The organism is Rubrivirga halophila (assembly GCF_046845755.1).
Taxonomy (GTDB): Bacteria; Bacteroidota; Rhodothermia; order Rhodothermales; family Rubricoccaceae; genus Rubrivirga.
On the sequence record NZ_CP177357.1, the window covers coordinates 4,056,507 to 4,079,627 of the forward strand.

22 protein-coding genes are annotated in these 23,121 nt (G+C 73.9%); 14 read left to right on the top strand and 8 right to left on the bottom strand.

The genetic code is table 11. The annotated features are described in order from the left end of the window. The first annotated feature begins 10 nt into the window (after window positions 1–10). On the top strand, window positions 11–982 hold the full coding sequence (locus ACLIRP_RS17735) for an RsmB/NOP family class I SAM-dependent RNA methyltransferase (protein ID WP_412061801.1): 972 nt from the start codon (window positions 11–13) through the stop codon (window positions 980–982). On the opposite strand, the gene ACLIRP_RS17740 is transcribed toward ACLIRP_RS17735, so the two are convergent. Both ACLIRP_RS17740 and ACLIRP_RS17745 read right to left on the bottom strand, forming a co-directional pair. Beyond that, window positions 979–1,422, bottom strand: a complete 444-nt coding sequence (locus ACLIRP_RS17740; RefSeq protein WP_412061802.1) for a hypothetical protein — start codon at window positions 1,420–1,422, stop codon at window positions 979–981. The two genes, ACLIRP_RS17735 and ACLIRP_RS17740, sit on opposite strands and share 4 nt — an antisense overlap. A gap of 142 nt (window positions 1,423–1,564) precedes the next feature. Further along, window positions 1,565–2,485 (bottom strand): diacylglycerol/lipid kinase family protein, encoded by a 921-nt coding sequence (locus ACLIRP_RS17745; RefSeq protein WP_412061803.1) that lies wholly within the window; start codon window positions 2,483–2,485, stop codon window positions 1,565–1,567. Between the two features lie 89 nt (window positions 2,486–2,574). Here ACLIRP_RS17745 and ACLIRP_RS17750 point away from each other — a divergent pair, with 89 nt between their 5' ends. Continuing rightward, window positions 2,575–3,216, top strand: a complete 642-nt coding sequence (locus ACLIRP_RS17750; RefSeq protein WP_412061804.1) for a hypothetical protein — start codon at window positions 2,575–2,577, stop codon at window positions 3,214–3,216. Here ACLIRP_RS17750 and ACLIRP_RS17755 read toward each other — a convergent pair. After that, the gene (locus tag ACLIRP_RS17755) at window positions 3,213–3,959 is read right to left on the bottom strand and encodes a MerR family transcriptional regulator (RefSeq protein ID WP_412061805.1); all 747 of its coding nucleotides are present in this window, start codon (window positions 3,957–3,959) and stop codon (window positions 3,213–3,215) included. The genes ACLIRP_RS17750 and ACLIRP_RS17755 overlap by 4 nt on opposite strands. A 76-nt stretch (window positions 3,960–4,035) precedes the next feature. Between ACLIRP_RS17755 and ACLIRP_RS17760 the strand changes: the two genes are divergently transcribed. Further along, the gene (locus ACLIRP_RS17760; RefSeq protein WP_412061806.1) at window positions 4,036–4,734 is read left to right on the top strand and encodes a prolyl oligopeptidase family serine peptidase; all 699 of its coding nucleotides are present in this window, start codon (window positions 4,036–4,038) and stop codon (window positions 4,732–4,734) included. A gap of 239 nt (window positions 4,735–4,973) precedes the next feature. On the opposite strand, the gene ACLIRP_RS17765 is transcribed toward ACLIRP_RS17760, so the two are convergent. Next, complete coding sequence (locus ACLIRP_RS17765) at window positions 4,974–5,723, bottom strand: DJ-1/PfpI family protein (protein WP_412061807.1); 750 nt, start codon at window positions 5,721–5,723, stop codon at window positions 4,974–4,976. A gap of 178 nt (window positions 5,724–5,901) precedes the next feature. Between ACLIRP_RS17765 and ACLIRP_RS17770 the strand changes: the two genes are divergently transcribed. After that, complete coding sequence (locus ACLIRP_RS17770; RefSeq protein ID WP_412061808.1) at window positions 5,902–6,903, top strand: DNA-formamidopyrimidine glycosylase family protein; 1,002 nt, start codon at window positions 5,902–5,904, stop codon at window positions 6,901–6,903. 5 nt (window positions 6,904–6,908) lie between these two features. On the opposite strand, the gene ACLIRP_RS17775 is transcribed toward ACLIRP_RS17770, so the two are convergent. Next, entirely contained in the window at window positions 6,909–8,096 is a 1,188-nt protein-coding gene (locus ACLIRP_RS17775; RefSeq protein ID WP_412061809.1) for a hypothetical protein, read from the bottom strand. Further along, the gene (locus ACLIRP_RS17780; RefSeq protein WP_412061810.1) at window positions 8,093–8,443 is read right to left on the bottom strand and encodes a hypothetical protein; all 351 of its coding nucleotides are present in this window, start codon (window positions 8,441–8,443) and stop codon (window positions 8,093–8,095) included. Before ACLIRP_RS17780 ends, ACLIRP_RS17775 begins: the two co-directional genes overlap by 4 nt. A gap of 205 nt (window positions 8,444–8,648) precedes the next feature. Between ACLIRP_RS17780 and ACLIRP_RS17785 the strand changes: the two genes are divergently transcribed. From ACLIRP_RS17785 to ACLIRP_RS17800, 4 genes are read left to right on the top strand one after another with little or no spacing between them, the layout of a single operon-like run. After that, a complete protein-coding gene (locus ACLIRP_RS17785) occupies window positions 8,649–10,358 on the top strand; it encodes an ATP-dependent DNA ligase (RefSeq protein ID WP_412061811.1) in 1,710 nt (569 codons plus the stop codon). A gap of 12 nt (window positions 10,359–10,370) precedes the next feature. Then, complete coding sequence (locus ACLIRP_RS17790) at window positions 10,371–11,531, top strand: DHH family phosphoesterase (RefSeq protein ID WP_412061812.1); 1,161 nt, start codon at window positions 10,371–10,373, stop codon at window positions 11,529–11,531. Between the two features lie 26 nt (window positions 11,532–11,557). Further along, window positions 11,558–12,121 carry a DUF421 domain-containing protein gene (locus tag ACLIRP_RS17795; protein WP_412061813.1) on the top strand — a complete coding sequence of 188 codons (564 nt, stop codon included), beginning with the start codon at window positions 11,558–11,560 and terminating at the stop codon, window positions 12,119–12,121. Between the two features lie 19 nt (window positions 12,122–12,140). Next, on the top strand, window positions 12,141–12,707 hold the full coding sequence (locus tag ACLIRP_RS17800) for a DUF421 domain-containing protein (protein WP_412061814.1): 567 nt from the start codon (window positions 12,141–12,143) through the stop codon (window positions 12,705–12,707). Window positions 12,708–12,922: 215 nt separating this feature from the next. On the opposite strand, the gene ACLIRP_RS17805 is transcribed toward ACLIRP_RS17800, so the two are convergent. Then, window positions 12,923–13,759 (bottom strand): alpha/beta fold hydrolase, encoded by an 837-nt coding sequence (locus ACLIRP_RS17805; RefSeq protein ID WP_412061815.1) that lies wholly within the window; start codon window positions 13,757–13,759, stop codon window positions 12,923–12,925. Window positions 13,760–13,938: 179 nt separating this feature from the next. On the opposite strand from ACLIRP_RS17805, the gene ACLIRP_RS17810 reads away from it, so the two are divergent. Further along, the gene (locus tag ACLIRP_RS17810; RefSeq protein WP_412061816.1) at window positions 13,939–14,562 is read left to right on the top strand and encodes an inorganic pyrophosphatase; all 624 of its coding nucleotides are present in this window, start codon (window positions 13,939–13,941) and stop codon (window positions 14,560–14,562) included. Between the two features lie 94 nt (window positions 14,563–14,656). After that, a complete protein-coding gene (locus ACLIRP_RS17815; RefSeq protein WP_412061817.1) occupies window positions 14,657–15,376 on the top strand; it encodes a YqjF family protein in 720 nt (239 codons plus the stop codon). A gap of 6 nt (window positions 15,377–15,382) precedes the next feature. Here ACLIRP_RS17815 and ACLIRP_RS17820 read toward each other — a convergent pair whose 3' ends face one another. Beyond that, window positions 15,383–17,218: an ABC1 kinase family protein gene (locus ACLIRP_RS17820; protein ID WP_412061818.1), complete on the bottom strand. Its 1,836-nt coding sequence runs from the start codon at window positions 17,216–17,218 to the stop codon at window positions 15,383–15,385. A 172-nt stretch (window positions 17,219–17,390) separates the two neighbouring features. Between ACLIRP_RS17820 and ACLIRP_RS17825 the strand changes: the two genes are divergently transcribed. The 4 genes from ACLIRP_RS17825 to ACLIRP_RS17840 all read left to right on the top strand — a co-directional run bounded on the left by ACLIRP_RS17825 (window position 17,391) and on the right by ACLIRP_RS17840 (window position 23,102). Beyond that, window positions 17,391–19,619 (top strand): choice-of-anchor D domain-containing protein, encoded by a 2,229-nt coding sequence (locus ACLIRP_RS17825; protein ID WP_412061819.1) that lies wholly within the window; start codon window positions 17,391–17,393, stop codon window positions 19,617–19,619. Between the two features lie 94 nt (window positions 19,620–19,713). Then, a complete protein-coding gene (locus ACLIRP_RS17830) occupies window positions 19,714–20,649 on the top strand; it encodes a haloalkane dehalogenase (RefSeq protein WP_412061820.1) in 936 nt (311 codons plus the stop codon). 67 nt (window positions 20,650–20,716) lie between these two features. Next, the gene (locus tag ACLIRP_RS17835; protein ID WP_412061821.1) at window positions 20,717–21,874 is read left to right on the top strand and encodes a PQQ-dependent sugar dehydrogenase; all 1,158 of its coding nucleotides are present in this window, start codon (window positions 20,717–20,719) and stop codon (window positions 21,872–21,874) included. Window positions 21,875–21,956: 82 nt separating this feature from the next. After that, window positions 21,957–23,102 carry a PQQ-dependent sugar dehydrogenase gene (locus ACLIRP_RS17840; protein WP_412061822.1) on the top strand — a complete coding sequence of 382 codons (1,146 nt, stop codon included), beginning with the start codon at window positions 21,957–21,959 and terminating at the stop codon, window positions 23,100–23,102. The last annotated feature ends 19 nt before the right edge of the window (window positions 23,103–23,121 follow it).

Genomic DNA, 23,121 nt, shown 5'->3' on the forward strand with positions numbered 1-23,121 from the left:
CCGACCGCCCGTGCCGCTTCCCGAACCGTTCCTCGACAGGCTGCAGAAGATCGTCCCGGCCGACCGGCTCGACGCCGTGCTCGCCACCTTCGAGCAGCCGATCGCCACCGGCTTCCGCGTCAACACCATGTTGCGCGACGAGGACGACGTGCTGGGTGTGCTCGACGACGAGGGCGTCCCGTTCACGGCCGTCGTCGACGTCAAGGGCGCCTACACGGTGCCGGCCGAGGGCCGCGGGGCCTTGCTCGCGTCGCGGCCCTACGCCGACGGCCACGTCTACGTCCAGAACGTGTCGAGCCAGATGGCGCCGCTCGCGCTGGCGCCCCGCGCCGGCGAGCGCGTGCTCGACCTCTGCGCCGCGCCCGGCTCCAAGACCGGCCAGCTCTCGGCGCTCGTCGGGCCCGACGGCGAGGTCACGGCGGTCGAGAAGGTGCGCCCCCGCTTCTACAAGCTCAAGGCCAACGTCTACGCCCAGGGCGCCACGAACGTGCTCCCCTGGATGGGCAACGGCGCTGTCTACTGGCGTCGCGAGCCGGAGTCGTTCGACCGCGTGCTCGTCGACGCGCCGTGCTCGACCGAGGGCCGCTTCCGCGCCCACGACCCTGAGACGACGGCGTACTGGAGCATGCGCAAGGTCCGCGAGATGCGCCAGAAGCAGGTCAAGCTCCTCTGGGCCGGCATCCAGGCCCTCAAGCCGGGCGGCACCCTCGTCTACTCGACGTGCACGTTCGCGCCCGAGGAGAACGAGGCCGTCGTGGCCAAGGTGCTCCGCACCTTCGGCGAGACCATCGAGGTCGTCGAGGCCGGGCTCCCGACGCGGGGGCCGGTCGCCGAGCAGATCGTGCCGGGCCTGACCGAGTGGAACGACCGGCCGTTCGCGCCGGCCCTCGCCAAGACGCGCCGCGTGCTCCCCAACGACATGCTCGAGGGGTTCTACATCGCCCGCATCGCCAAGCGCTCCAGCACCGTCGACATCGACTAGACGCGGACGGCCGGGCCGTCCAGGCGCGGCGTGTCGATGGGCGTGCGCAGGCTGCCGAAGGGGTCGCTCCCGGACAGGTCGTCGGCGAACGCGGCGTCGCGCGGGGACGGGCCCGAGGGGCGGCGCCCGGCCGCCGCGGCCAGATCGAACAGGTCGAGGACGTCGTCGGCCGGGTTGGGGCGCGCCGCCACGAGCGGCGCGTCCGCCAGCGCCGCCGCGCGGCGGTCGACCCAGGCGCCTCCCAAGACGTGGCCGAACACGGAGGCCCCGTGGCTGGCCAAGACGAGGGCCCACGCGGCCACGCCGGCGGCCACCCACCGCGGCTCGACCCAGATCAGCCCCGCCCCGGTCGCGAGCGCGGCGCCGACCACGAACAGCCCGAGGTGGGCGAAGAACTTGGACTCGGCGGTGGCCTGAGCATGGGCGTCGGACAGGGTCATCGCGGTGGGAGCAGCGAGCACCCAACGTACACACATACCCGCGGATGATCTCTAGGTGAAGACACTAGTCGCTGGGGAGGCCGCGCCGTGCGGGCTCCGGGGGCGCCCGCCGCTGGCGGATGCGAGCGGACGGGCGGGCGGCTCAGGGCTCGCAGGCCGCCTGATAACCCGGCCCGACGCAGACGTGGAGCGCGCCGGGAACGGCCTCGAACAGGATCGACGTGTTGGTCCGAAGCTCGCCGTCCACGTTGAACCACATGCCCGGCGTCGAGGCCACGCGCAGGCGCGAGACCCGGTTGAACACGACGTCGTCGTCGTCGAGGTAGTCGCCCGCCAGCACGAGCGCCGCGAGCCGCGTGAGGTCGGCGCTGGCGCGGATCACGACGACGTCGAGGAGCCCGTCCTCGGGGTTGGCGCGCGGCGCGACGGGCTTGCCGCCGCCCGCGGTCCGGGCGTTCGCCACGACCACGTTGTAGGCCGCCACGCGCTCCTCGGGCCCGTCGTCCCAGGCCAGCCGCGTGTCGTAGTCGGTGAGGTCGGGGAGCGCCTGCACGGCCCCGACGAGGTAGGCGAGCGGGCCCCAGCTGGCCTTCATCTCCGAGGTCAGGACCTCGTCGATGGCGCCCGAGAACCCCCCCGCGCAGACGTTGATGGCGTACTGCGTGACCTCGTCGTCGTCGTCGTCGTGCGAGACGCGGACCACGTCGAGCGCCCGGCGCTCGGCCCGGCGGAGCGCGTCGAGCGCCTCGAACGGGTGCGCGCCGATGGGGATCGCCAGCGTCCGCGCGAGGTCGTTGCCTGTCCCGAGGGGCAGGATGCCGAGCGCGGGCCGCGTCGCGGCCGTGGCGCCGGCCTGCATCAGCCCGTTCGCGACCAAGTGGACCGTCCCGTCACCGCCCGCCGCCACGACCAGGTCGTGCCCTTCCAAGGAGGCCTCGGCGGCGGCCCGCATCGTCATCTCGGGGTCGTCGCAGTCGACGAGGTCCACGCCGGGGACGGTGCGGAGCGCGTCGACGTCGGCGCCCTCGGCGCTGCCGGCGTTCGAGTTGTAGAGGACGCGCATCGGCGGGGGAGGGAGGAGCCGTGCTACGCCGGCGCGCGCGCGCGGTGCCGGTGACGCGACGATGGCGCCCGGCGCGGAGACCTTGAGGCATGCCTCGCTACTTTCTCTGCTCCTACTGGCCGCTCATCAAGACGATCGGCGGGCGCCGCGCCGTCGAGGCGTGCGCGCTCCCCCCGTTCGCGAACGGCATGAGCCGCCGCGAGCCTGATTTCGAGCACCCGCGCCCGGCGCTCACCTCGTCGAGCCGCGGCCGCGGGTTCGTGCCCCGGCTGGCGGTCGGCGACACGGTCCTCTACACGACGACGAAGGGGCGGTGGGGGACGGGCTCGCCCCACTGGCGCCTGGTCGCCGTGCTCGAGGTGGCCGCCCGGTTCGCGTCGCACGCCGACGCCGCGGCCGACTACGCTGGGCGCGGGCTACGGCCGCCCGGCAACCTGGTCGTCGACGGCAACCCGCCGCTCCCGGTCCCGCTCACGCTGTGGAACGGGAAGCCGCACGACGGCGACTGGGACGCCGTCTGCGCCGAGCGCGCGGCCGCGTGCCCTACGGTCCTGGCGTGCGAGACGCGGCTGCTCGACCTCTGGGACCCGCCGCCGATCGCCCCGGACGACTGGCTCGCCGTGTTCGGCACGGTCCCCAACACGCGGACGCCGCCCGAGATCTCGGAGGCCCAGTTCGACCGACTGCTGGCGCTCGCCGACGGCCGCCAGCAACGCCGGCGAGCGGCCTAGCGCGCCTCGCGGGCGCGCTGGGCGTAGGCGAAGAGCGCGGCCATCCGGTCGGGGTCGAGCCCCATCATCGCGGACGCCCCCTCGCGGTCGGCGTCGAGGGCGGTCCCGAGCGACCGCTCGACGCCGGGGTCGCCGCCGGTGAACATCGCCACCAGCTCGTCCCACCGGGCGACGAGCGCCTGGACGGCCGGGGCGGCGGGGTCGGTGCCCGCGTCTATCTCGGCGCCGAGGGCCTCGAAGAGCCGGGGCCACTCGGCCTCGACATCGCGGATGGCGTCCTCGCCCAGAGCGTCGCGGCGGTCGGCGAGCTGGCGGAGCTGGTCCGGCGTGTAGTGCGTTTGGAGGTCGTTCATGGTTCGGGTGAGGGTGAGGAAGGGGTCGAGGCCGATGGGGACGCCCGTCTCGGCGCGGCGGGCGAGCAGGCGGTCGAGGCCCGCGAGGCGGTCGGCGAGGGCGCGCAGGCGGCCCGCCTCGGCGTCGAACGCCGCCCGCTGGCGGGCCACGAGGGCGCGGGCGTCGGCGTCCGGCGCGTCGAGCGCCTGGGCGATGGCGTCGAGGCCCAGACCGAGCGTACGGAGGGCCGTCACGTGGTGGAGGCGCTCGACCTCGGCCGGGCCGTACCGCCGGTGCCCGGCCTCGCTCCGCTGCGCCCGGACGAGGCCGAGGGCGTCGTAGTGGTGGAGGGTGCGGACGGTGACGCCGGCCCGGGCGGCCAGCGCACCGACGGAGAGGGTGCCGGTCATGGCCAGAGCGTACGGCCCTCACGCGGCGTCAGGAGCAAGGCCTCCGGTTACCTTCACGCTCTCTTCGTTTCGTGCCATGCGCCGCCTCGTCCTCCTCGCCGCCATGCTCTCGACCGCCGCCAGCGCCCAGTCCACGCTCGCCTATTCCGGCGGCTGGACCGAGACGGCCGTGGGCGACCTGCTGGTCGCGCTGCCCGAGGGCTACGACGCCGACCCGGCGCGCGAGTGGCCGCTGATGATCTTTCTACACGGCGCCGGCGAGCGGGGCGGAGACCTCGCGATGGTAGGCGTCCACGGGCCGCTGAAAGAGCGGCGCCAAGGGCGCGACCTCCCGTTCGTCATCGTCGCGCCCCAGGTGCCGACGGGCCAGCGGTGGACGGTCGCCCGCGTCGCCGCGAGCCTCGACGCGGCGCTGGCGCAATACCGCATCGACACGGCTCGCGTCTACCTCACCGGCCTGTCGATGGGCGGGTTCGGGACGTGGGAGGCCATCACCCGGATGCCCGACCGGTTCGCGGCGGCCGTCCCAATCTGCGGCGGCGGGCTGCCGCTGGGCGTCGGGCCCGCCGCCGGCGTGCCGGTGTGGGCGTTTCACGGGGCGATGGACACGGTCGTGCCCATCGAGCAGACCATCGGCATGGTCCGCGCGCTCCGCGAGGCGGGCGGCGACGTGCGGTTTACCGTATACCCCGACGCCGGGCACGACGCGTGGTCCGAGACCTACGCGAATCCGGAGGTTTACGACTGGCTCCTCGGCCACCGCCTGGGCGACTGAGCCGGGCCCGGCGCGGGCGGCTCGTGCCCCCCCACACGCGCGCTAGGCGCGAGCGTTGGGGGCCGGCTTCGGAGCGGGCTTCGCAGACGCCGAGGGCGTCGGCTTCGGCGCGGGCTTCGCGAATGAGGGCGACGGCGCGACGGGCCAGGGCGACGGCGTGACGGGCGGGTGCGAGTGCGGCATGGGTCCGTGGGGGGAATGGACGCGGGGGGATTCGGCCGGGCGGGCCCCCGCCTTAATCACTCCACGACGAGGTGCGGCAGCGTGCTCAAATCCCACGGCCACACCAGCCCTTCGGCATTTCCGGCCACCCGGTCGGCGCCCCACAGGTGCTCGACGAGCCAGAACGCGGGCTCGTAGCTCATCCCGCCGCCGACCGACGTGACGTACTTCCCGTCCACGACGAGCCGCACGTCGTCGCGCACGTCGACCTCGGGGAAGCGCGCCGCGAGCGCGGCGCGGTCGGCGGGGAAGGTGGTGGCGACGCGGCCGTCGAGCGCGCCGGTCGCCGCGAGGGGGAAGGCGCCGTCGCAGACGGTCAGCACCCAGTCGGCGGCCGCGGTCGCTTGCGAGATGTACCCGAGGTAGGCGGAGTCGGAAAGGTCGCGGTCGAGACTGCCGTCGGTGCTGGGGATCACCAGGATGTCGGCCGTCGGGGCCGTCGCGTAGCTGTAGTGCGCCTCGACGGTCAGCCCCTCGAACGTCGTCACCGGCCCGCCGTCGGGGGAGACGACGAACGGCTCGACGTAGTCGAGTGAGTCTCGGAAGCGGGTGTGGTGGAGCACGTCGTAGGGCGCCATCAGCTCCGAGTTGAACACGCCCTCGGTGACGACGAACGCGGCGCGGCGGACCGTCCCCCCGGCGGCTTCGACCTCCGCAATGCGGGCCTCGATGGCGTCGTCGGCGGCAGAGCCCGCGTCGGCTTGGCGGGTGTCGGGGGCGCAGGCCGCGACGGCGGCGGCCAGGGCGAGGACGAGGAGGCGGGGCATGGCGCGAGCGGACGGGAGCCGCAAGCTAGGCCGGGGTGGCGTGAGCCCCTCGGCTGGCGCGGGCCCGCCCGCTGACGCCCGGCCGGTCGCTGAACATCGGGCCGTTCCCGAACGCCACCCCGCGCCCGAACCGCGACGCCGGCCGCGCGCTTTACGCCGCGCCCCTCCCCGCCGCACGATGCCCGAAGGCCCCGAAGTCCAGCGCTCGGCCGACCTCCTCCACGACGCCCTCGCCGGCCACACCATCCGCGCGTTCGGCGCCCGGACAAAGGTGGCTCGAGCGTGGCTCGAGGAGCACCCTGATGCCTTTGTCGGCAAAGCCGTCGAGCGCGTGTGGGCGCACGGCAAGCACCTGGTCGGGCAGGTCGAGGGCGACCTGTTTTTCCACTCGCACTACCTGATGTGGGGGCGCTGGCAGGTCGTCGCGCCCGACGCCGACGAGGTCGCCACGCGCGACCGCCGCGAGCGGGCGCGGATCGTCACCGACGACGCGGCGGCGCTGCTGTACTCGGCGCCTAAGTTCACCGTCGGCCGCGGCGACCCGTACGACCACGTCCCGGCGCTGGCGCTGCTCGGGCCCGACGTGCTCCCCGAGGACGGCCCGTTCGACGCCGACGAATTCTTGCGCCGCCTCGACCTCCAGCCCGACCGCGAGGTCGGCTCGGCGCTCCTCGACCAGTCCGTCGCCGCGGGCATCGGCAACTACCTCCGCGCCGAGATCCTCTACGACTGCCGGATGGACCCGTGGCGGCTCGTCGGCGAGATGGACGACGAGGAGCGCGCGTGCCTGGCCGCGTCGACCGCCCGGATCTGCCAGCAGGCCTACCGCGAGGGCGGCCAGACCGTCCCGCCCGAGGTGCAGGCCCGCCAGGCCGCCGACCGCGACCTGCGGTACTCGCCCCACGCGCACCCGTGGAACACCAAGCACTGGGTCTTCCGCCGCACGAACCTGCCCTGCCTGACGTGCGACGACTACGTCCGCCAGCAGAAGCAGCTCTCGCACGAGTGGGTCGACGACGACGGCACAACGGTCGAGAAGCACCGCGTCATCTACTTCTGCCCGACCTGCCAGGGCGTCTCGGGCGACCACGTCAAAAAGGCCCGCCCCCACCGCGACCGCCGCCCGCCGGATTCGGAGTGGGCGCCCGCCGAGGAGGCCGCCGACCCGGGCTACGAGTAGCGGGCCTACGGGGCCAGCGGCGATTCCAGGGAAGGGGCCGACACTCCGTTCCCGAACTGCGCCACCAGGCGGAGCAGGGCGAGGACGTTCCCGCTCGGCTCGCCGTCGAAGTCACGGCCGAGCGTGAACGAGAGGGCGCGGTCCGGGGCGAGCGCGTACGAGAGCTCGCCCGAGACGCGGTACCGGTCTGCCGCGCCGCCCGAGAGGCCGACCCGGTAGACCCCCTCTGCTGAGAGCGTGAGCCCGCCTTGAGGCGCGTCCCACAGCAGCCGGCCGCCCAGGTCGGCCACCGTCTCGGACGATCCTCCAAAGAGGCCGGGCTGGCCGAGGTACCGGGCGACGGCGAGGAGGGTCGCCGAGGGGCCCGTGTACCCGGCGGTCGTCCACAAGCCCCAGCGGTACGTCTCGGCGTCGTCGAAATCGCTCCCCGGGAAGACCACGGCCCACGCCCCCGCCAGGTCCCACGACGCGCCGCGCCGCCGCTCGGGCAGCGTCCCGATAACGTCGGCCGCCTCCGCCTGGACGGCGAGGTCGACGCGTCGCGCGACGGCCGTCTCCCGATCGCTCCGGGCCTGGATCAGGGCCCGCCGCTGCGCCGGAGTGGCCGCCTGAATCTCGCGCTCGAGCCGTTGGAGCTCGGGGTCTCCCCGCTGGGCGACCTCGACGGCGGTCCGGAACGTCGTGGTCGCACGGCGGAGCGCGGCCACGGCCGAGTCGCGGCGGGCCCCATAGCCCTGGTAGTCCCGATCGACGGCGCCGACGAGCAGCGAGGCCCGGGCGCCGAGAGCGACGGCCGGGGCTGGGGTCGCGAGGCCGAGGTCCAGCCGGTCCGTCGCGGCCGAGACGGACAAGGTCCGGCGGACGGCCTCGACGGGGTTTCGGGTGCCGGCCTCGTAGTCGGCGTAGCTGAGATTCGCGATTCCGCCCAGCCAGAACGGGGCGACCTGCACCGTGACGGCGTCGAACAGGTCGCCCTCCGTCGCCCGGGTGAACGTCGAGACGGCGAGGGCTCGGATCGAGCCCGGCGCCTCGACCGCGCTAGGCGCCCCGCCCAAGAGGAGGGCGCCGGGCGCCTCGGGCGCGCGGAGGAGGGCCACGGTGACCGTCGTGTCCGCGCCTCCAAGCTGGGCGTGGGCCGGGGGTGCGAGCAGGGCCAGGGCCAGCAGGGCCAGGCCGGGGTGGAGGCGCGTCATGAGAGCAGCAGGTCGATGTTGGCGTAGAACCAGTCGAGCTCTTCGTCGGGCGGGTCCTCGCGGAGCGTGGCGGTCCAGTGTCGCTGCCCCCCGGTCAGGCGGTAGTCGACCCGGTTGGGGACGGTCGACTTTGGGCCCCTGACGCTGGTGTAGACCTTGACTCGGCTGGCGTCGAGGTCGTCTGCTGGGCCGAGGTCCAGCGTGAGGTGCCCCTCGTGGCCCTCCACCACGAGCGCCCCGTTCAGCGTGACATCGGTGACGGCGAGGCCTGCGGACCCGATCCGGAGCGCAAGCTGCACGCGGCGGCCTCGTAGGATGTCGTAGAGGGTGTGGGTGGTCAGGATCATGGGCCGGGGAGTCCAGAACACCGGAAGGATAGGGCGGAGGCATTCCACGGGATGAGGGTGAGAGGCGATCAAGAGGTCACGTACAGGGTTGATCTGTGGGCTGTCCCTGGACGCGGAGTCTGCGCTGGGCCCGGCAGCCCGGCGGATCTACGGGGACCCCCTAGCGCCCAGAGGCCGTTGCTGAGCGCCACCCCTCCCGCTCTCCGTGGCTTCCTTCCACGCCCTCGCCGAGACGCTCGCCGACATCGCCGAGACGTCGGGCCGCCACGCCAAGGCCGACCGCCTCGGGGCGCTCCTGGCGGACCTCGACGACGCCGACCTCCGCCGCGCCGCGCGGTGGGCCGCCGGCCGCGTGTTCCCCCTCAGCGATCAGCGAACGGTGAGCGTCGGCTTCGCGGCGCTGCGCGCGGCGACCGCGACCGCGACCGGCGCCGAGCCCGACGACCTCGACGCCGCGCTCGTCCGCCTGGGCGACCCCGGCGACGTGACGGCCGGCGCCATCGCCGCGCTCGTCCCGCCCGTCGCGCCATCGCTGTCGCTGGCGGATGCCGAGGCGTTCTTTGCCCAAGTCGCCGCCACGCGCGGGAGCAAGGCGCGGACGGCGCTCGTGGCCGAGATGCTGGGGCGGCTGGCGCCCGTCGAGGCCCGGTTCCTGGTGAAGCTGCTGGCGGGCGAGCTGCGGATCGGGATGCTCGAGGGCGGCGTCGAGTCGGCCGTGGCTCGGCTCTACGGCCTCAAGGTGGGCGACGTGCAGCGCGCCAACATGCTGACCGGCGACCTCGGCGAGACGGCCGTGCTCGCGCGGCACGGGCGGCTGGCGGAGGCCCGGCTCCGGCTGTTCCACGCCCTCAAGTTTATGCTGGCGACCGCCGCCGAGGCGAGCGACGCGCGGACGCTGGCCGAGGAGGTCGGCCGCCAGATCGCGCCGCCCGTCGCCGTCGAGGACAAGTTCGACGGGATCCGCGCCCAGGCCCACGTCGCGGCGGACCCCGGCGACCCGGCGCTCCACGGCGTTGCCCACGACGGCGCCCGCGTGGCCCTCTTTTCGCGGACGCTCGACGCCATCACCGGCGCCTTCCCCGATCTGGTGGGGCCGCTCGCCGCGCTGGCGGAGGCGTCGCCCGCCGGGCTCATCCTCGACGGCGAGATCGTCCCGCTCGACGGGGAGGGCGCGATCGTGCCGTTTCAATCCTTGCAAAAGCGCTTGGGCCGCAAGGCCGCCTCCGCCGAGCTCCAGGCCGAGGTCCCCGTCGCCTTCGTCGTCTACGACGTGCTCGCCGCCGACGGCGCGACGACGTTGGCCCAATCCTACCGCGACCGCCAGCAACTCCTGGACGGGCTGGCGTTCCAAGCGCCCTTGCGCCGCTCGGCCGTCACCGAGCTCGACGACCTCGGCCGCTTGGACGACCTGTTCGACGAGGCGCGCGCGCGGGGCAACGAGGGGCTGATGGTCAAGGCCTTCGACTCGGTCTACAAGCCCGGGCGGCGCGGGCGCGACTGGCTCAAGGTCAAGAAGGCGCTCGCCACGCTCGACGTCGTCGTCACGGCCGTCCAGCGCGGGCACGGCGGGCGGCGCAAGCTGCTCTCGGACGTGACGTTCGCCGTCCGCGCGAGCGAGACGGACGGCACGCTCCTCAACGTCGGCAAGGCGTATTCCGGCCTGACGGACGCCGAGCTGGCGGAACTGACCGAGTGGTTCGAGGCGCACACGCTCCAGACGTTCGCGCACGGCAAGGTGCGGACGGTCGAGCCTCAGGTCGTGATGGAGGTGGCCTTCGACAACGTCCAGGTCTCCAAGCGCCACAAGGGCGGCTACGCCCTCCGCTTCCCGCGCATCGTGCGCTGGCGCCGCGACAAGCCCGCCGCCGAGGTCGACACCCTGCAAACCGTCGCCGCGCTCGCGGGCGACGCCTAGCCTCTCCTCCCGATGCCGCCCCTCTCGCCGATCCCACTCGCCGACGCCTTCCCCGAGGCCGTCCACACCACGAAGCAGTGGCTGGCCGCCGTGCCGACCGACGCCCGCGTCGTCGTGTTCTGCCACTTCGACGCCGACGGGCTCGCGGCCGGGGCCCTCTTCGGCCGCGGCCTCCCGCTGATGGGGTATTCCGACGTGATCGTCGTGCCCTCGGGCCGGAGCGAGTCGGCGTTTACCGACGCGGCGCGTGAGCGGCTGCGGGCGCTCGCGCCGGACGCGCTCGTCGTGACCGACCTCGGCGTCAACGAAGCCGGGACGCTGGAGGACGACGGGATCCCAGTCTTGTACGTCGACCACCACCGGCCGAGCGGCGCCCCGGACGCGCACGTGATCAGCGGCTACGACTGGGACCCCATCCCGTGCAGCGCCTGGCTCGCGTACGACCTCTTGGAAGCCGCCGTCCCCGACGTCGACGAGCTCCGCGAGCTGGACTGGATCGCCGCCGTCGGCGTGCTTTCGGACCTGGGCGACAAGGCGCCGTGGCCGCTCCTCCCGGACGCCAAGCGGCGGCACACGGCCAAGTGGCTCAAGGAGACCGTCGCCCTCGTCAACGCCGCCCGGCGCGCGCCGACGTTCGACGCCCAGACCGCGCTCGACGCCCTCATGGAGTTCGACGGGCCCAAGGCGCTGGCGACCGACGACAGCCCGGCCGCCGACCGCCTGCGCCAGGCGCGGGCCGTCGTCAAGGCCGAGGTGGCCGAGGCCCGCCGCGCCGCGCCCGTCTTTTCCGACCGCGACGCGGCCGTGCCCGAGGGCGTCGCGCCGCCCGACCTGCGGTTCGCGCTCGTCCGCGTGTCGTCGGCCGCCCAGGTCCACCCGCTCATCGCCCAGCAGTGGCGGGGCCGGCTTCGGGAGTACCCCGTGATCTGCGCCAACACCGGTTACCTCGACGGCCTCGTCGCCTTCTCGACGCGCGCGGCCCGCGACGACGTGCGGCTCCCCGCGATCTACCAGTCCATCGACACGCCGGGCTGGAACGGGAAGTGGGGCCACGGGCACGACCAGGCAAGCGGCGGCCACCTCCCGCCCGACGTGTTCGACGCCGTGCTCGACGCGCTCGGCTTCGGGCCCGAGGCGCACGTCTCGGGGTCTTCCGCCGAGGATGGGGCGTAAGCCCATTTTTCCCGACCACCCCTGACATGACCGACTGGTTCACCGTCGACCCGTCCGCGCTCGTCGCGACGGTCCTGTCCGCGCTCGCCATCTACGCCATCCTGATCGTGCTCGTGCGCGTGGTCGGCCTGCGGAGCTTCTCCAAGATGACGAGCGTCGACTTCGCGATGACGATCGCGATGGGCTCCGTCCTGGCGTCCACGATCCTGACGCCGAGCTCGCCGCTCGTGCAGGGGATCGTGGCGCTTGCGAGCCTGTTCGCGATCCAGTGGATGGTCTCGTGGCTCCGCACACACACAACGTGGATGCAGGCGCTCAGCGACAACGAGCCGATCGTGCTGATGGCGGGCACCGACATCCTGCGCGACAACCTCGAGCGCACGCGCGTGACCGAGACCGACCTCTGGGCCAAGATCCGCGAGGCGAACGTGCTCGACCCGTCCGAGGTGCGGGCCGTGGTCCTGGAGACGACGGGCGACATCACGGTCCTGCACGGCGAGCCGGGCGGCCGCGCCCTCCACCCGAGCGTGCTGCGCGGCGTCCGCCACGCCGAGCGTGTCGGGCTGAGCCCCGACGACCTTCCCGGCTAACCCCTCTTCCCCTTTCCCGATGAGCGACTTCGACCCGTCCGACTGGCTGTATACGACCTGGGGCTCCGTCGGCGACGTGGTGCTGACGGCCGTCGGCATCTACGCCGTGCTCATCGTCTACACCCGGATCGCCGGGCTGCGGACGTTCTCCAAGATGTCGAGCTTCGACTACGCGATGACGGTCGCCATCGGGTCGATCGTGGCGGGGAGCGTCCTGTTCGACGGGCCGTCGCTGCTCCGCGCCGTCGCCGCGCTGACGGTCGTGTTCGTGCTCCAGATCGGGCTCGCGGCGGTCCGCGAGCGGGTCCCGGCCGTCTCCCGGGCCGTCGACAACGAGCCGGTCGTGCTGATGACCCAGGACGGGATGATCGCCGAGAACTTGCGCCGCGCCAAGGTCACCGAGGACGATATCTGGACCAAGCTGCGCCAGGTTAACGTGCTGACGACCGCCGAGGTGCGGGCCGTCGTGTTCGAGACGACCGGCGAGCTGTCGGTGCTCCACGGCGCCGCCGGCGGCGAGCGCCCGGAGGCCCGCCTGCTCACCGGCGTTCGCGACGCCGACCGCGTGGCGACGGCCGAGGGCTAGCGCCAGCGCAGCGGGCGGCGGGGCTGGCGGCGGGGCGCCCCGGCCAGGACGACGGCGCCAGCGACGGCGAGCAGGATGGGGGCAAACAGGGCGAGCAGCATCGGGGCGCGGGGGGTGTGAGGGGAGACACGGCACCCGCGAGCGAGTTGCCGGTCCGACTCGACCCCGCCCGCCTCGCGAGCGGGGCGGCCGGGGTCGACAAACGGGCAGCCCGGCTACTTGAGGAAGTCGAGCAACACGCGGTTGACCTCGTCCTTGTGCGTGTGGGTCAGCCCGTGCGGGCCGCCGGCGACGGTGTGGACGCGGCTGCCGTCGACGAGCGCATGGCCCTTCTCCGCCGACGTCTCGAACGGGACGATCTGGTCGTCGTCGCCGTGGATGAACAGGGTCGGCACGTCGATCTTGGCGGCGTCCGGGCGGAAGTCGGTCTGGCCGAAGGCGTCCACGCAGTCGAGCGTCGCCTTGGGCTGGGCCATCGTCGCGATCGACCAGTGGTAGTGGAGGACGGGCTCCGAGATCTTGTCGGACAGCTTGTCGTAGTTGACGAAGGTCTTGCCGAAGTCCTTCAGGAAGCCGGGGCGGTCGTCCTTGAGGCCGGCCTTCATGTCCTCGAACACCTTCGCAGGGACGCCGTCGGGGTTGTCGTCGGCCTGGAGCATGTACGGGAAGACGGACGACATGAAGACCATCGTGCGGACGCGGTCGGTGCCGTACGTCCCGGCGTAGCGGCCGAGCTCGCCGCCGCCCATCGAGAACCCGACCAGGTTGACGTCGCGGAGGTCGAGCTCGGTGAGCAGGTCGTGGAGGTCGGCCGCGAACGTGTCGTAGTCGTAGCCGGAGGCCGGGAACGCCGACGAGCCGAACCCGCGGCGGTCGTAGGCGATCACGCGGTAGCCGGCCTCGGTGAGGGGCCAGAGCTGGGGCTCCCACATCCGGTGGCTGAGGGGCCACCCGTGGATCAGGACGACGGTCCCGGCGGTGCCTGGGGCGTTGAGGTCCTGGTAGTAGATGTCGGCCTGGGGCTGGCCGGTCGTGGCGGTGATCTTGGGCATCGGAGAGGGGGAGAGACGGGAGGCCGCGTAAACCGGAGGCGGCGCGCGCCGATCCCAAGACCGCTCGTGGGGGGCGGAATCGGGGATCGTCTGACCCGGCCTGTTCGCGCGTTCTCCGGCCGGGCCCGGCAACCGCGTCCGCTCGCGCTGCGTCCTCCGGCCTCCCCCGAGCCCACCCGATGCCCCCGTTCCCCGCCCCGTTCTTTCGCTGGCGCCCGCACCCGTGGCACGGCCTCGATGCCGGCCCCGACGCGCCCCGCGTCGTCACGGCGTACATCGAGATCACGCCGTTCGACTCGGTCAAGTACGAGCTCGACAAGGTGACGGGCTACACGCGCGTCGACCGCCCGCAGCGGAGCTCGGCCTCGCCGCCGACGCTCTACGGCTTCATCCCGCGGACGTACTGCGCCGACCGCGTGGCCGCGCTCTCCGGGCCCGAGGCCACGACCGGCGACCACGACCCGCTCGACGTCTGCGTCGTCTCCGAGCGCCGGATCGACCGGGCCGACATCACCGTCGACTGCCGCGTCGTCGGCGGGCTCCAGATGATCGACGGGGGCGAGGCCGACGACAAGATCGTGGCCGTCCTCCGCAACGACCTCTTCTGGGGCGACGTCACCGAGCTCGACCAGCTCCCGCCGACGCTCATCGAGCGGCTCACGCACTACTTCTCCACGTACAAGATGGTGCCGGGCAACGAGTCCGAGGCGTCGATCGCCCGGACGTACGGGCGCGAGCACGCCGAGCAGGTCGTCGAGGCCTCGCGCGCCGACTACCGCGACGAGTTCGAGGGGCCGGAGTAGGGGCGGGCGCTGACGCGCCCTCGGCAAGGGGGACGGGGGAAGGGTCAAGAGGCCGTCCCCTGTATCCTGCCTCGTGCCCCTCGCCACTTTACTCGTGCCCTTCCTGACCGCTCGCTGGGAGAGCCTGTTGCTGCTCAACTACGCCTGCCCGGCCGACCTGCTGGCGCCGCTCGTGCCCGCCGGGACGGAGCTCGACCTGTGGCAGGGCGAGGCGCTCGTCAGCGTCGTCGGGTTCCTGTTCCGCGACACCCGGCTGCTCGGCGTGCCGGTCCCGTTCCACCGCCACTTCGAGGAGGTGAACCTGCGGTTCTACGTCCGCCGCGAGGTGGGCGCCGAGACGCGGCGCGCGGTGTCGTTCGTGCGCGAGATCGTGCCGCGCCGGGCGATCGCGACGGTCGCCCGCGTAGTGTACAACGAGCCCTACGTCGCGGCCCCAATGCGCCACACCGTGACCCTCGACGCCGAGACCGGCGGGACGGTCGGCTACCGCTGGCGGCACCGCGGCGAGCGGTTCGCGCTGTCGGCCTCGGCGGCGGGCCCGGCGGCCTTTGCCGAGCCCGGCACGGAGGCCCGCTTTATCACGGAGCACTACTGGGGCTACACGCGCCAGCGCGACGGCGGCACGCTGGAGTACCGCGTCGAGCACCCCTCGTGGCGGCTGTGGGACGCTCACGACGCCGTGTTCACCGGCGACGCCTCCGCCCTCTATGGCCCGGCCCTCGCCGCGGTCGTCGCCGGGCCGCCGCGGTCGGCGTTCCTGGCCGTCGGCAGCGAGGTCTCGGTGTCGCCGGGGCGGCGGGTGGTCGGAGCCTAGCCGCCGCTACCGCCGCCCGGCGCGCAGCACGCCGATCCCGAAGCCCGACGCGACGACCGCCAGCACGACCGCCAGCGCCCCGTGCCCGCCCGCGAACGCCGCGTACGCGATCCCGCCCGTCCCCACGCCGCCGACGGCGTACGCGACGCCGCGTAGCGCGCCCGCCAACCGGTCCATCGCGGCGACCGAGGCCGGGTCGCGGACGGCGATCTCGCCCGTGTCGGCCTTGGTGAGCACGCGGTCGAGCTGGCGGGGGAGCCCGAGGAGCGCCCGGCCCGCCGCCTGGAGCTCGCTCACGAACGCCGTTCCGACCGCTCGGGTCGTCTCCCGCGTCAGCGGCCGGGTGTACGGCTCGATGACCTTGAGCGGGTTCACGTCCGGCGCGAGCCCGCTGCACAGGCCGATCAGCAGCAGCGCCGTCCGCTCCAGCAGGATCCAGTCGCGCGGCACGCGGAACGCGCTCGCGAGGTCGGTCACCGACACGCCCAGGTCGGCCATCTCCTCGAACGCGACGGCCTGGTGCTCCATCGCCAGGTCGAGCGTCAGGTCGCCGAGCCGGAACGCCAGCGGGTCCACGTCGCGCAGCACCCGCTCGTGGACGCTCTCGACGAGCGACACGACGGCGGCCGTCGCTTCGAGGTCGCCGGCATCGGCGACGAAGCCCATCGTGTCGAGCGCGGCGGTCACGCGGCCCGCGTCGCGGCCGAGCACGCCGGCGATCATCTCCGCCAGGCCGGTCCGCATCCCCGGGGTCAGCCGGGCGACCGCCCCGAAGTCGAGGAAGACGAGCTCGAAGCCGCCGGGCTCCGCCGCGTCCGGCACGACGAGCAGGTTGCCCGCGTGCGGGTCCGCGTGGTACAGCCCGTCGCGGAAGATCATCGCGCCGTACGCGTCCAGGATCCGCTCCGCGAGCGCCAGCCGGTCGACGCCCGCCGCGTCGAGGGCCGCGAGGTCGCCGGCCTTGATCCCGTCGACGTAGTCGGTCGTCAGCACGCGCTGCGACGACCGCGCCGTCACCACCTCGGGGACCGACACGCCGGGACCGAAGGCGGGCGCGATCTCGGCCATGTTGTGGGCCTCCTGGGCAAAGTCGAGCTCGGACAGGATGACGGCCTCGATCTCGCGGAACTGCTCGCGCAGGCCGCGAATCCCGAAAAACCGGCCGACGGCGCGCAGGATCGTCTCGATGGCGCGCAGGTCGAGCCGGGCGATCGCTTCGATGTCGGCGTGCTGCACCTTGACGGCCACCTCGCGCCCGTCCGCCAGCCGGGCGCGGTGGACTTGGGCGAGGGAGGCGCTCGCGAGGGGGAGCGTGTCGAAGCGGGAAAAGAGGGCAGAGACGGGCCCACCGAGTTCGGCCTCGATGCGCGCGCGCGCGGCTTCGGGCGGCCCGGCGGGCACGCGGTCCTGCAGGCCCTCCAACTCCACGCGGAAGGGCTCCGGCAAGAGGTTCGTCAGCGCGCTCCCCAGCTGGCCCGCTTTGATGAACAGGCCCCGGAGCTTCAAGATGGACTGGCGGACGCGGCGGCCGTTGCGGGCGTGGAGCGCGGGGCGGCGCCGAGCGGCCCACCGACGGCCCCGAATGCGGCTCGCGAGGTCGAAGGCGAGGTAGCTGGCGGCGACGCGGAGCGCGGCGGCGTACGCCCGCAGCACGCGGAACCGGCGCCGCGCGGGCGCGGCCGTCTCGATGGCGACCGCCAGCGGGATGGGCGCCGGGGCCGGAGCGGGCGGCGTCGGCAGCCCGTCGCCGTGGGGCGCGACCGTCACCTCGATGGCGGGGACGGCAGGGCGGTCCGCGGACGGGGCGGGGCCGGTCGGGGGCACGGGAGGAGCAGTCGGCACGGGGCCCCTACGGGGCCAGGGCGTGGAAAGTGTCCGGCGCGGTGAGATCGGGCTGGACGGCCGCCGCAGAGTCTCCGAGGGGGCGGTTGCGAAGATGGAGGCGGGGCCCGTCGGGGGGTTGACAGGGCCGCCCGGCGTGGTACACTCGCCGCCTTCATTCACCGGGCCTTCCGTGCACCGATTCCTGTCGCTTCTCGCCGCCGTCGTTCTCGCGACGTCGGGCCTCGCCCAGACGACCGTCCGGATCCTTCCGGTGGCCGCGTTCGATGTGGTGGCCGACCCCGCCGCGGGCCGGCTCTACGCCGCGGTCCCCGACGGCGCCACGGGCAGCTCTGTCGTCGCCGTCGACCCCGTCTCGGGCGCGGTTACGGCGACCCTGTCGGTCCCGGGCCGCCCGTTCCGGCTCGCGCTCTCCGACGACGGGACGGCGCTCTACGTAGGGCTCCTCGACCTCCCCGCCGTCGCCCGCATCGACGTGGCCTCGTGGACGGAGGTCGCCCGCTTCGATCTCGGCACGGGCTCGCTGGGGACGCTCTACGCGAACGACCTGGAGGTCCAGCCTGGACGGCCGGACGTGGTCGCCGTCTCGCGCCGGAGCCCGGCGTACTCGCCCAGCCACGAGGGCGTCGCGATCTACGAGAACGGCGTGCGCCGGGCGGACGTCACCCAGCCCCACACCGGGAGCAACGTCATCGAGTTCGGTGCGACGCCGGGGCGCCTCTACGGCTACAACACCGAGACGTCCGAGTTCGGATTCCGACGGCTCTCCGTCGACGCGAGCGGCGTCCGCGAGGTGAGCGTCGACGACTCGTTCACGAACGCGCTCATCTCCGGGTATGGCGTCGACATCGTGTTCTCGGCCGGTCGGATCTACTCCTCGAACGGGGCGGTCGTCGACGCCGAGGGGCGCCGGTCGCTGGGCACGGTGGCCACCGGGGCGATCGCGGGCGACCCCTATCCGAGCCTGTGGGCGGTCCGGCCGGCCCCCGACCTCGACCGCGTGGTCTACCTCGCCGGGACCAACGGCGCGGTGGTGGTGGCGGCGTTCGACGCGACCTCGCTGGCGAGCCTGGGCACCGTCCCCGTCCCGAACGGTGCGCCGGCCGACGAGTACGGGCGGACGCGGCTCGTCCGGTGGGGCGCGCGCGGGCTGGCCTACGCCGGGGCTCAGGGGCTCGTGCTCCTGGAGTCGGCCGTGTTCGACCCCGCTCTGGCGGGGATCGCGACGTCGCCGGGGGCCGTCGACTTTGGCCGCATCACGGGCCCTGCCGAGCGCGCCCTCGTCGTCGGCAACCCCGGCGACGCCCCGCTCCGCGTCTCGGCCGTCACCTCGGACGTGCCCGGGCTGACGTTCTCGCCGTCGACGTTCGAGGTGGCCCCCGGCGCGACCGTGACCGGCCGCGTCTTGCTCACGCCGCGCGCCGCCGGCTACGTCACCGGCACGCTGACGTTCGCTACGAACGGGCTCGGCGGTCACTACGCCATCCCGGTCTCCGCCGACGCCGACGTGACGGTGCTCTCGTACGGCGCTCGGGAGCTGGCCTTCGGCGAGGCCGAGGTCGGCTCCGAGTCCATCGCCGACGTCTACGTGTACAACCCCTCGACGCGGCCGGTCCAGATCTCGACGGTCCGGACGGAGGGGCCGTTCGAAGCGTCGCTGTCGGCGGCCATGCTCAGCCCGTACGGGGCGGCGTCGCTGCGCGTCACGTTCCGCCCCGAAGGCGGGGGGGCGGTCACCGGCCGGGTGATCATCGGGAGCGACGCGGACATCTCGCCGGACACGCTCGCCCTGAGCGGCACCGGCGTCCGCCTGGCGCGGCTGGCGCTGGAGCCGGGCTACCTCGCCCTCGGAGACGTCGTCGCCGGGCGGACCGTCGAGGCGGCGGTCGTGGTGCGCAACGTGGGGACGGCGCCGCTCCACGTCGCGGCCGTCCGGCCGGACGGCCCGTTCTCGTTCGCCCCGGGCGCGTTCGACCTGGCGCCGGGCGACTCGCTCGCGGGGACGGTCCAGTTTGTCGCCGCGCGGATCGGGGGGAACGCCGGCGCGCTCGCGTTCGAGAGCAACGCCGTGACCGCGGCGACGCTTTACGTGGGCGCCAACGTGGTCCAGGCGACGGACGCCGCCGAGGGGCCCGTCGCGGTCGACGCGTTGCTGGCGCCGTCGCCGAACCCCGTGCGCGGCGCGTCGCGCGTTGCCTTCACGACGGCCACGCCCGGTCGCGTCCGGCTCGCGGTCTACGACGCGCTCGGCCGCCGCGTCCGCGACCTCGTCGACGCCGATCGGCCGGCAGGTCCGGGCGAGATCCTCGTGGAGGCGGGCGTGCTCCCTGCGGGGGTCTACATGGTCCGCATGGAGTCGCCGGGCTTCGTGGCCAGCCGCGCGCTCACCGTCGTGCGGTGACCCGGCGACGGCCCCGAGTACGTCCGTGCCTTCGCCAGACCCGGCTCGGGACCGCCGGGCGCGAGCGGGCGTAGCGGGGCCCCACCCCGCTGCCATGCCCGCCCGCCCGCCCGGCGTCGTCCGCACCCCCGACGCCCGCTTCGACGCCCTCGCCGACTGGCCGTACGCCCCGCAGTACGTCACGCTCGACGACCCGCCCGGCGCCCCCGGCCCGCTCCGCCTGCACGTCGTCGACGAGGGCCCGCGCGACGCGCCGACGGTGCTCATGCTCCACGGCGAGCCGTCGTGGGCGTACCTCTATCGGACGATGATCCCGGACCTGACCGCCGCCGGCCTGCGCGCCGTCACGTTCGACTTCCCCGGCTTCGGCCGCAGCGACAAGCCGACCGAGATCGGCGCGTACAGCTACGCCCTCCACCGCGCCGCCCTGCTCCGCGTCGTCGAGGCGCTCGACTTGCGCGAGGTCACGCTCGTCGTGCAGGACTGGGGCGGGCTGATGGGGCTGAGCGTCGGCGCGCTCGACGTCCCCGACCGCGTCGGCCGGCTCGTCGTCATGAACACGTTCCTGCCGACCGGCGGCCGGACGAGCCCCGCGTTCCGCGTCTGGAAGCTGGCGGCGCGCCTCCTCGGCCGCCGTCTCCCTGTGGGCCGGCTGATGAAGCTGGCGCTCCCCGCGGATCGCGCCAGCGCCGTGCCCGGATACGAGGCGCCGTTCCCGTCGGCGGAGTTCAAGGCCGGCGCCGCCGCGTGGCCCCTTCTCGTCCCCACCAGCCCCGGCGGCCCGGTCGCCGAGGCGATGGCCCGGACGCGCGCCGCGCTCGCGGAGTGGCGCAAGCCCGCGCTCCTGGTCTGGTCGCCGTCGGACCCCATCCTGGGCGGCGCGGCGTCGTTTTTCGAGCGCTTGATCCCGACTGCGGGTCCCGCCGTCACGGTTCGGGGCGGGCACTTTCTGCAGGACGCCAGCGGGCCCGAGATCGCGGGGCACGTCGCGGCCTTCGTCCAGGACACCGAGGGGACAGGGGCCGCCTGACGCTGGGGGGTGGGCGGAACGGGGTGGGGCGGCGGGCCGTGGGGGGAGTCCGTCTCCTCTCCGACCCATGCGATTCCTCTCCCTCCTCGTCGTCCTCGCGCTGGCGCTCGCGCTCCCCGCCGCCGCCCAGCCGCCGCCCGGCCAGGTCGGTTCGTTCCTGTCCGCCGCCGGTGGCCCCGTCGGCGTCTACCCTGTCGCCGACGGGCTGGACCGCCCGTGGGGCATGACGTTCCTGCCCGACGGCCGGATGCTCGTCACCGAGCGGTCCGGCACCCTGCGCATCGTGACGATGGGCGGCGGCGTCTCGGCTCCGGTCGAGGGCGTCCCCGAGGTCTGGGCCCAGGGCCAGGGCGGCCTGCTCGACGTCGCGCTCGACCCGGACTTTAGCGCCAACGGCTATGTCTACCTCTCGTACGCCCGGCCCAACCCGAATGGCGAGGGTGCCGCCTCGGCTCTCGGTCGTGGCCGCCTGGTCGGCGACCGGATCGAGGGGTTCGAGCCGCTCTTTACCTCGACGCCCTACCTCACGAGCGGCGCGCACTTCGGCAGCCGCATCGCGTTCGAGGACGACCGGCACCTCCTGCTCGCGACCGGCGAGCGGTTCCAGTTCGACCCCGCGCAGGACAACTCGAACCACCTCGGCACCATCGTCCGGCTCCACAGCGACGGGTCCATCCCCGCCGACAACCCGTTCGTGGACGACCCGACCGCGGAGGACGAGATCTGGAGCTACGGCCACCGCAACATCGAGGCGCTCGCCTTCGACAAGACTACCGGCGCGCTCTACGTCGCCGAGATGGGCCCGCTCGGCGGCGACGAGTTCAACCGCGTCGAGCGCGGCGCCAACTACGGCTGGCCCGTCGTGAGCTGGGGCATGGACTACGACGGCGAGCTCATCCCCGACCCGACCACGCGGCCCGACCTGATGGACGCCGTCGACTATTGGACGCCGACGATCGCGCCGTCCGGCATGATCCACTACACCGGCCGCGCGGTCCCCGGCTGGCAGGGCAGCTTCCTGATCGGCAGCCTGGTCTACCGCGGCGTCGTCCGCGTCACCGTCGCCGACGGGGCGATCACCTCGCAGGAGATCTTCCCGATCGGGACGCGGATCCGCGAGGTGGAGCAGGGGCCCGACGGCTTGGTCTACGTGCTGACCGACGAGGCCAACCCGCAGGGCCGGGTCCTGGTGCTCCGCCCGATCGAGACCTCGATGCCGGAGTAAGCGGCACGGCCCACGCTGTCCGGGCCGGCCTGGAACAGCGCCGCGAGCCCCGGGGTCTCGGTACCCGTCCACCTCCGGTCCCATGCCCCGCGCCCTCGCCGTCCTGTCCCTGCTCGTCGCCGTCAGCGCGTGCGCCCAGCCCGCCGACCCGGTCGCCGCGTCGTCGGCAACGGCCGAGCCGGTCGCCACGGTCGAGACCGAGGCCGGGACGCTGGGCGTCTACCCCGTCGTCACGGGGCTCGACCACCCCTGGGGGATCGCGTTCCTCCCCGACGGCCGGGCGCTCGTGACCGAGCGGGCCGGGCGGCTCCACCTCGTCGCCAACGGCGCGACGCGCGTCGTGCCGGGCACGCCCGAGGTCGCCGCCGGCGGCCAGGGCGGGCTCCTCGACGTGGCGCTCTCCCCCGACTTTGGCGAGAGCGGGCTCGTCTACCTCACCTATTCCAAGCCCGGGCCGGGCGGCTCGGCCACGGCCGTCGGGCGGGGGCGGCTGGCGGACGGCGCGCTCGTCGGGTTCGAGGAGATCTGGGCGCAGGCGCCGTCTCATGGGACGAACCGCCACTTTGGCTCGCGCATCGCGTTCGCGCCCGACGGGATGCTCCTCGTCTCGACCGGCGACCGCGGCCAGAAGGACCCCGCCCAGGACCTCGGCGACACCGTCGGCGTGATCGTCCGGCTCACCCCGGACGGCGCCGTGCCGGACGACAACCCGTTCGTGGGGCAGGCCGGCGCCCGGCCCGAGATCTGGAGCTACGGCCACCGCAACGCGCAGAGCCTGGGCGTCGACCCGGCGACGGGCGAGATCTGGGAGGCCGAGTTCGGCCCGCGCGGTGGCGACGAGCTCAACCGCATCGAGCGCGGCGCCAACTACGGCTGGCCGCTCGTGAGCTCGGGCGAGAACTACAACCGCACGCCCATCCCCGACCCCTCGACGCGGCCCGACCTGACGGCTGCGGTCCGCGACTGGTCGCCGGTCATCTCGCCGTCCGGGATGCTCTTCTACACCGCCGACGCGATTCCCGAGTGGACCGGCAGCCTGATGCTCGGGAGCCTGGGCCGCGAGGGCGTCGTCCGCCTCGAGATCGACGGCGGCGCGGTCACGCACGAGGAGACCATCGAGCTCGGCGAGCGCATCCGCGACGTGGAGCAGGGCCCCGACGGCGCGGTCTACGTGCTCGTCGACGAGGCCGACGGCGCCGTCTGGCGGCTTGCCCCGATTCCCAACTAGCGGCCCCGACGGGTCCGTT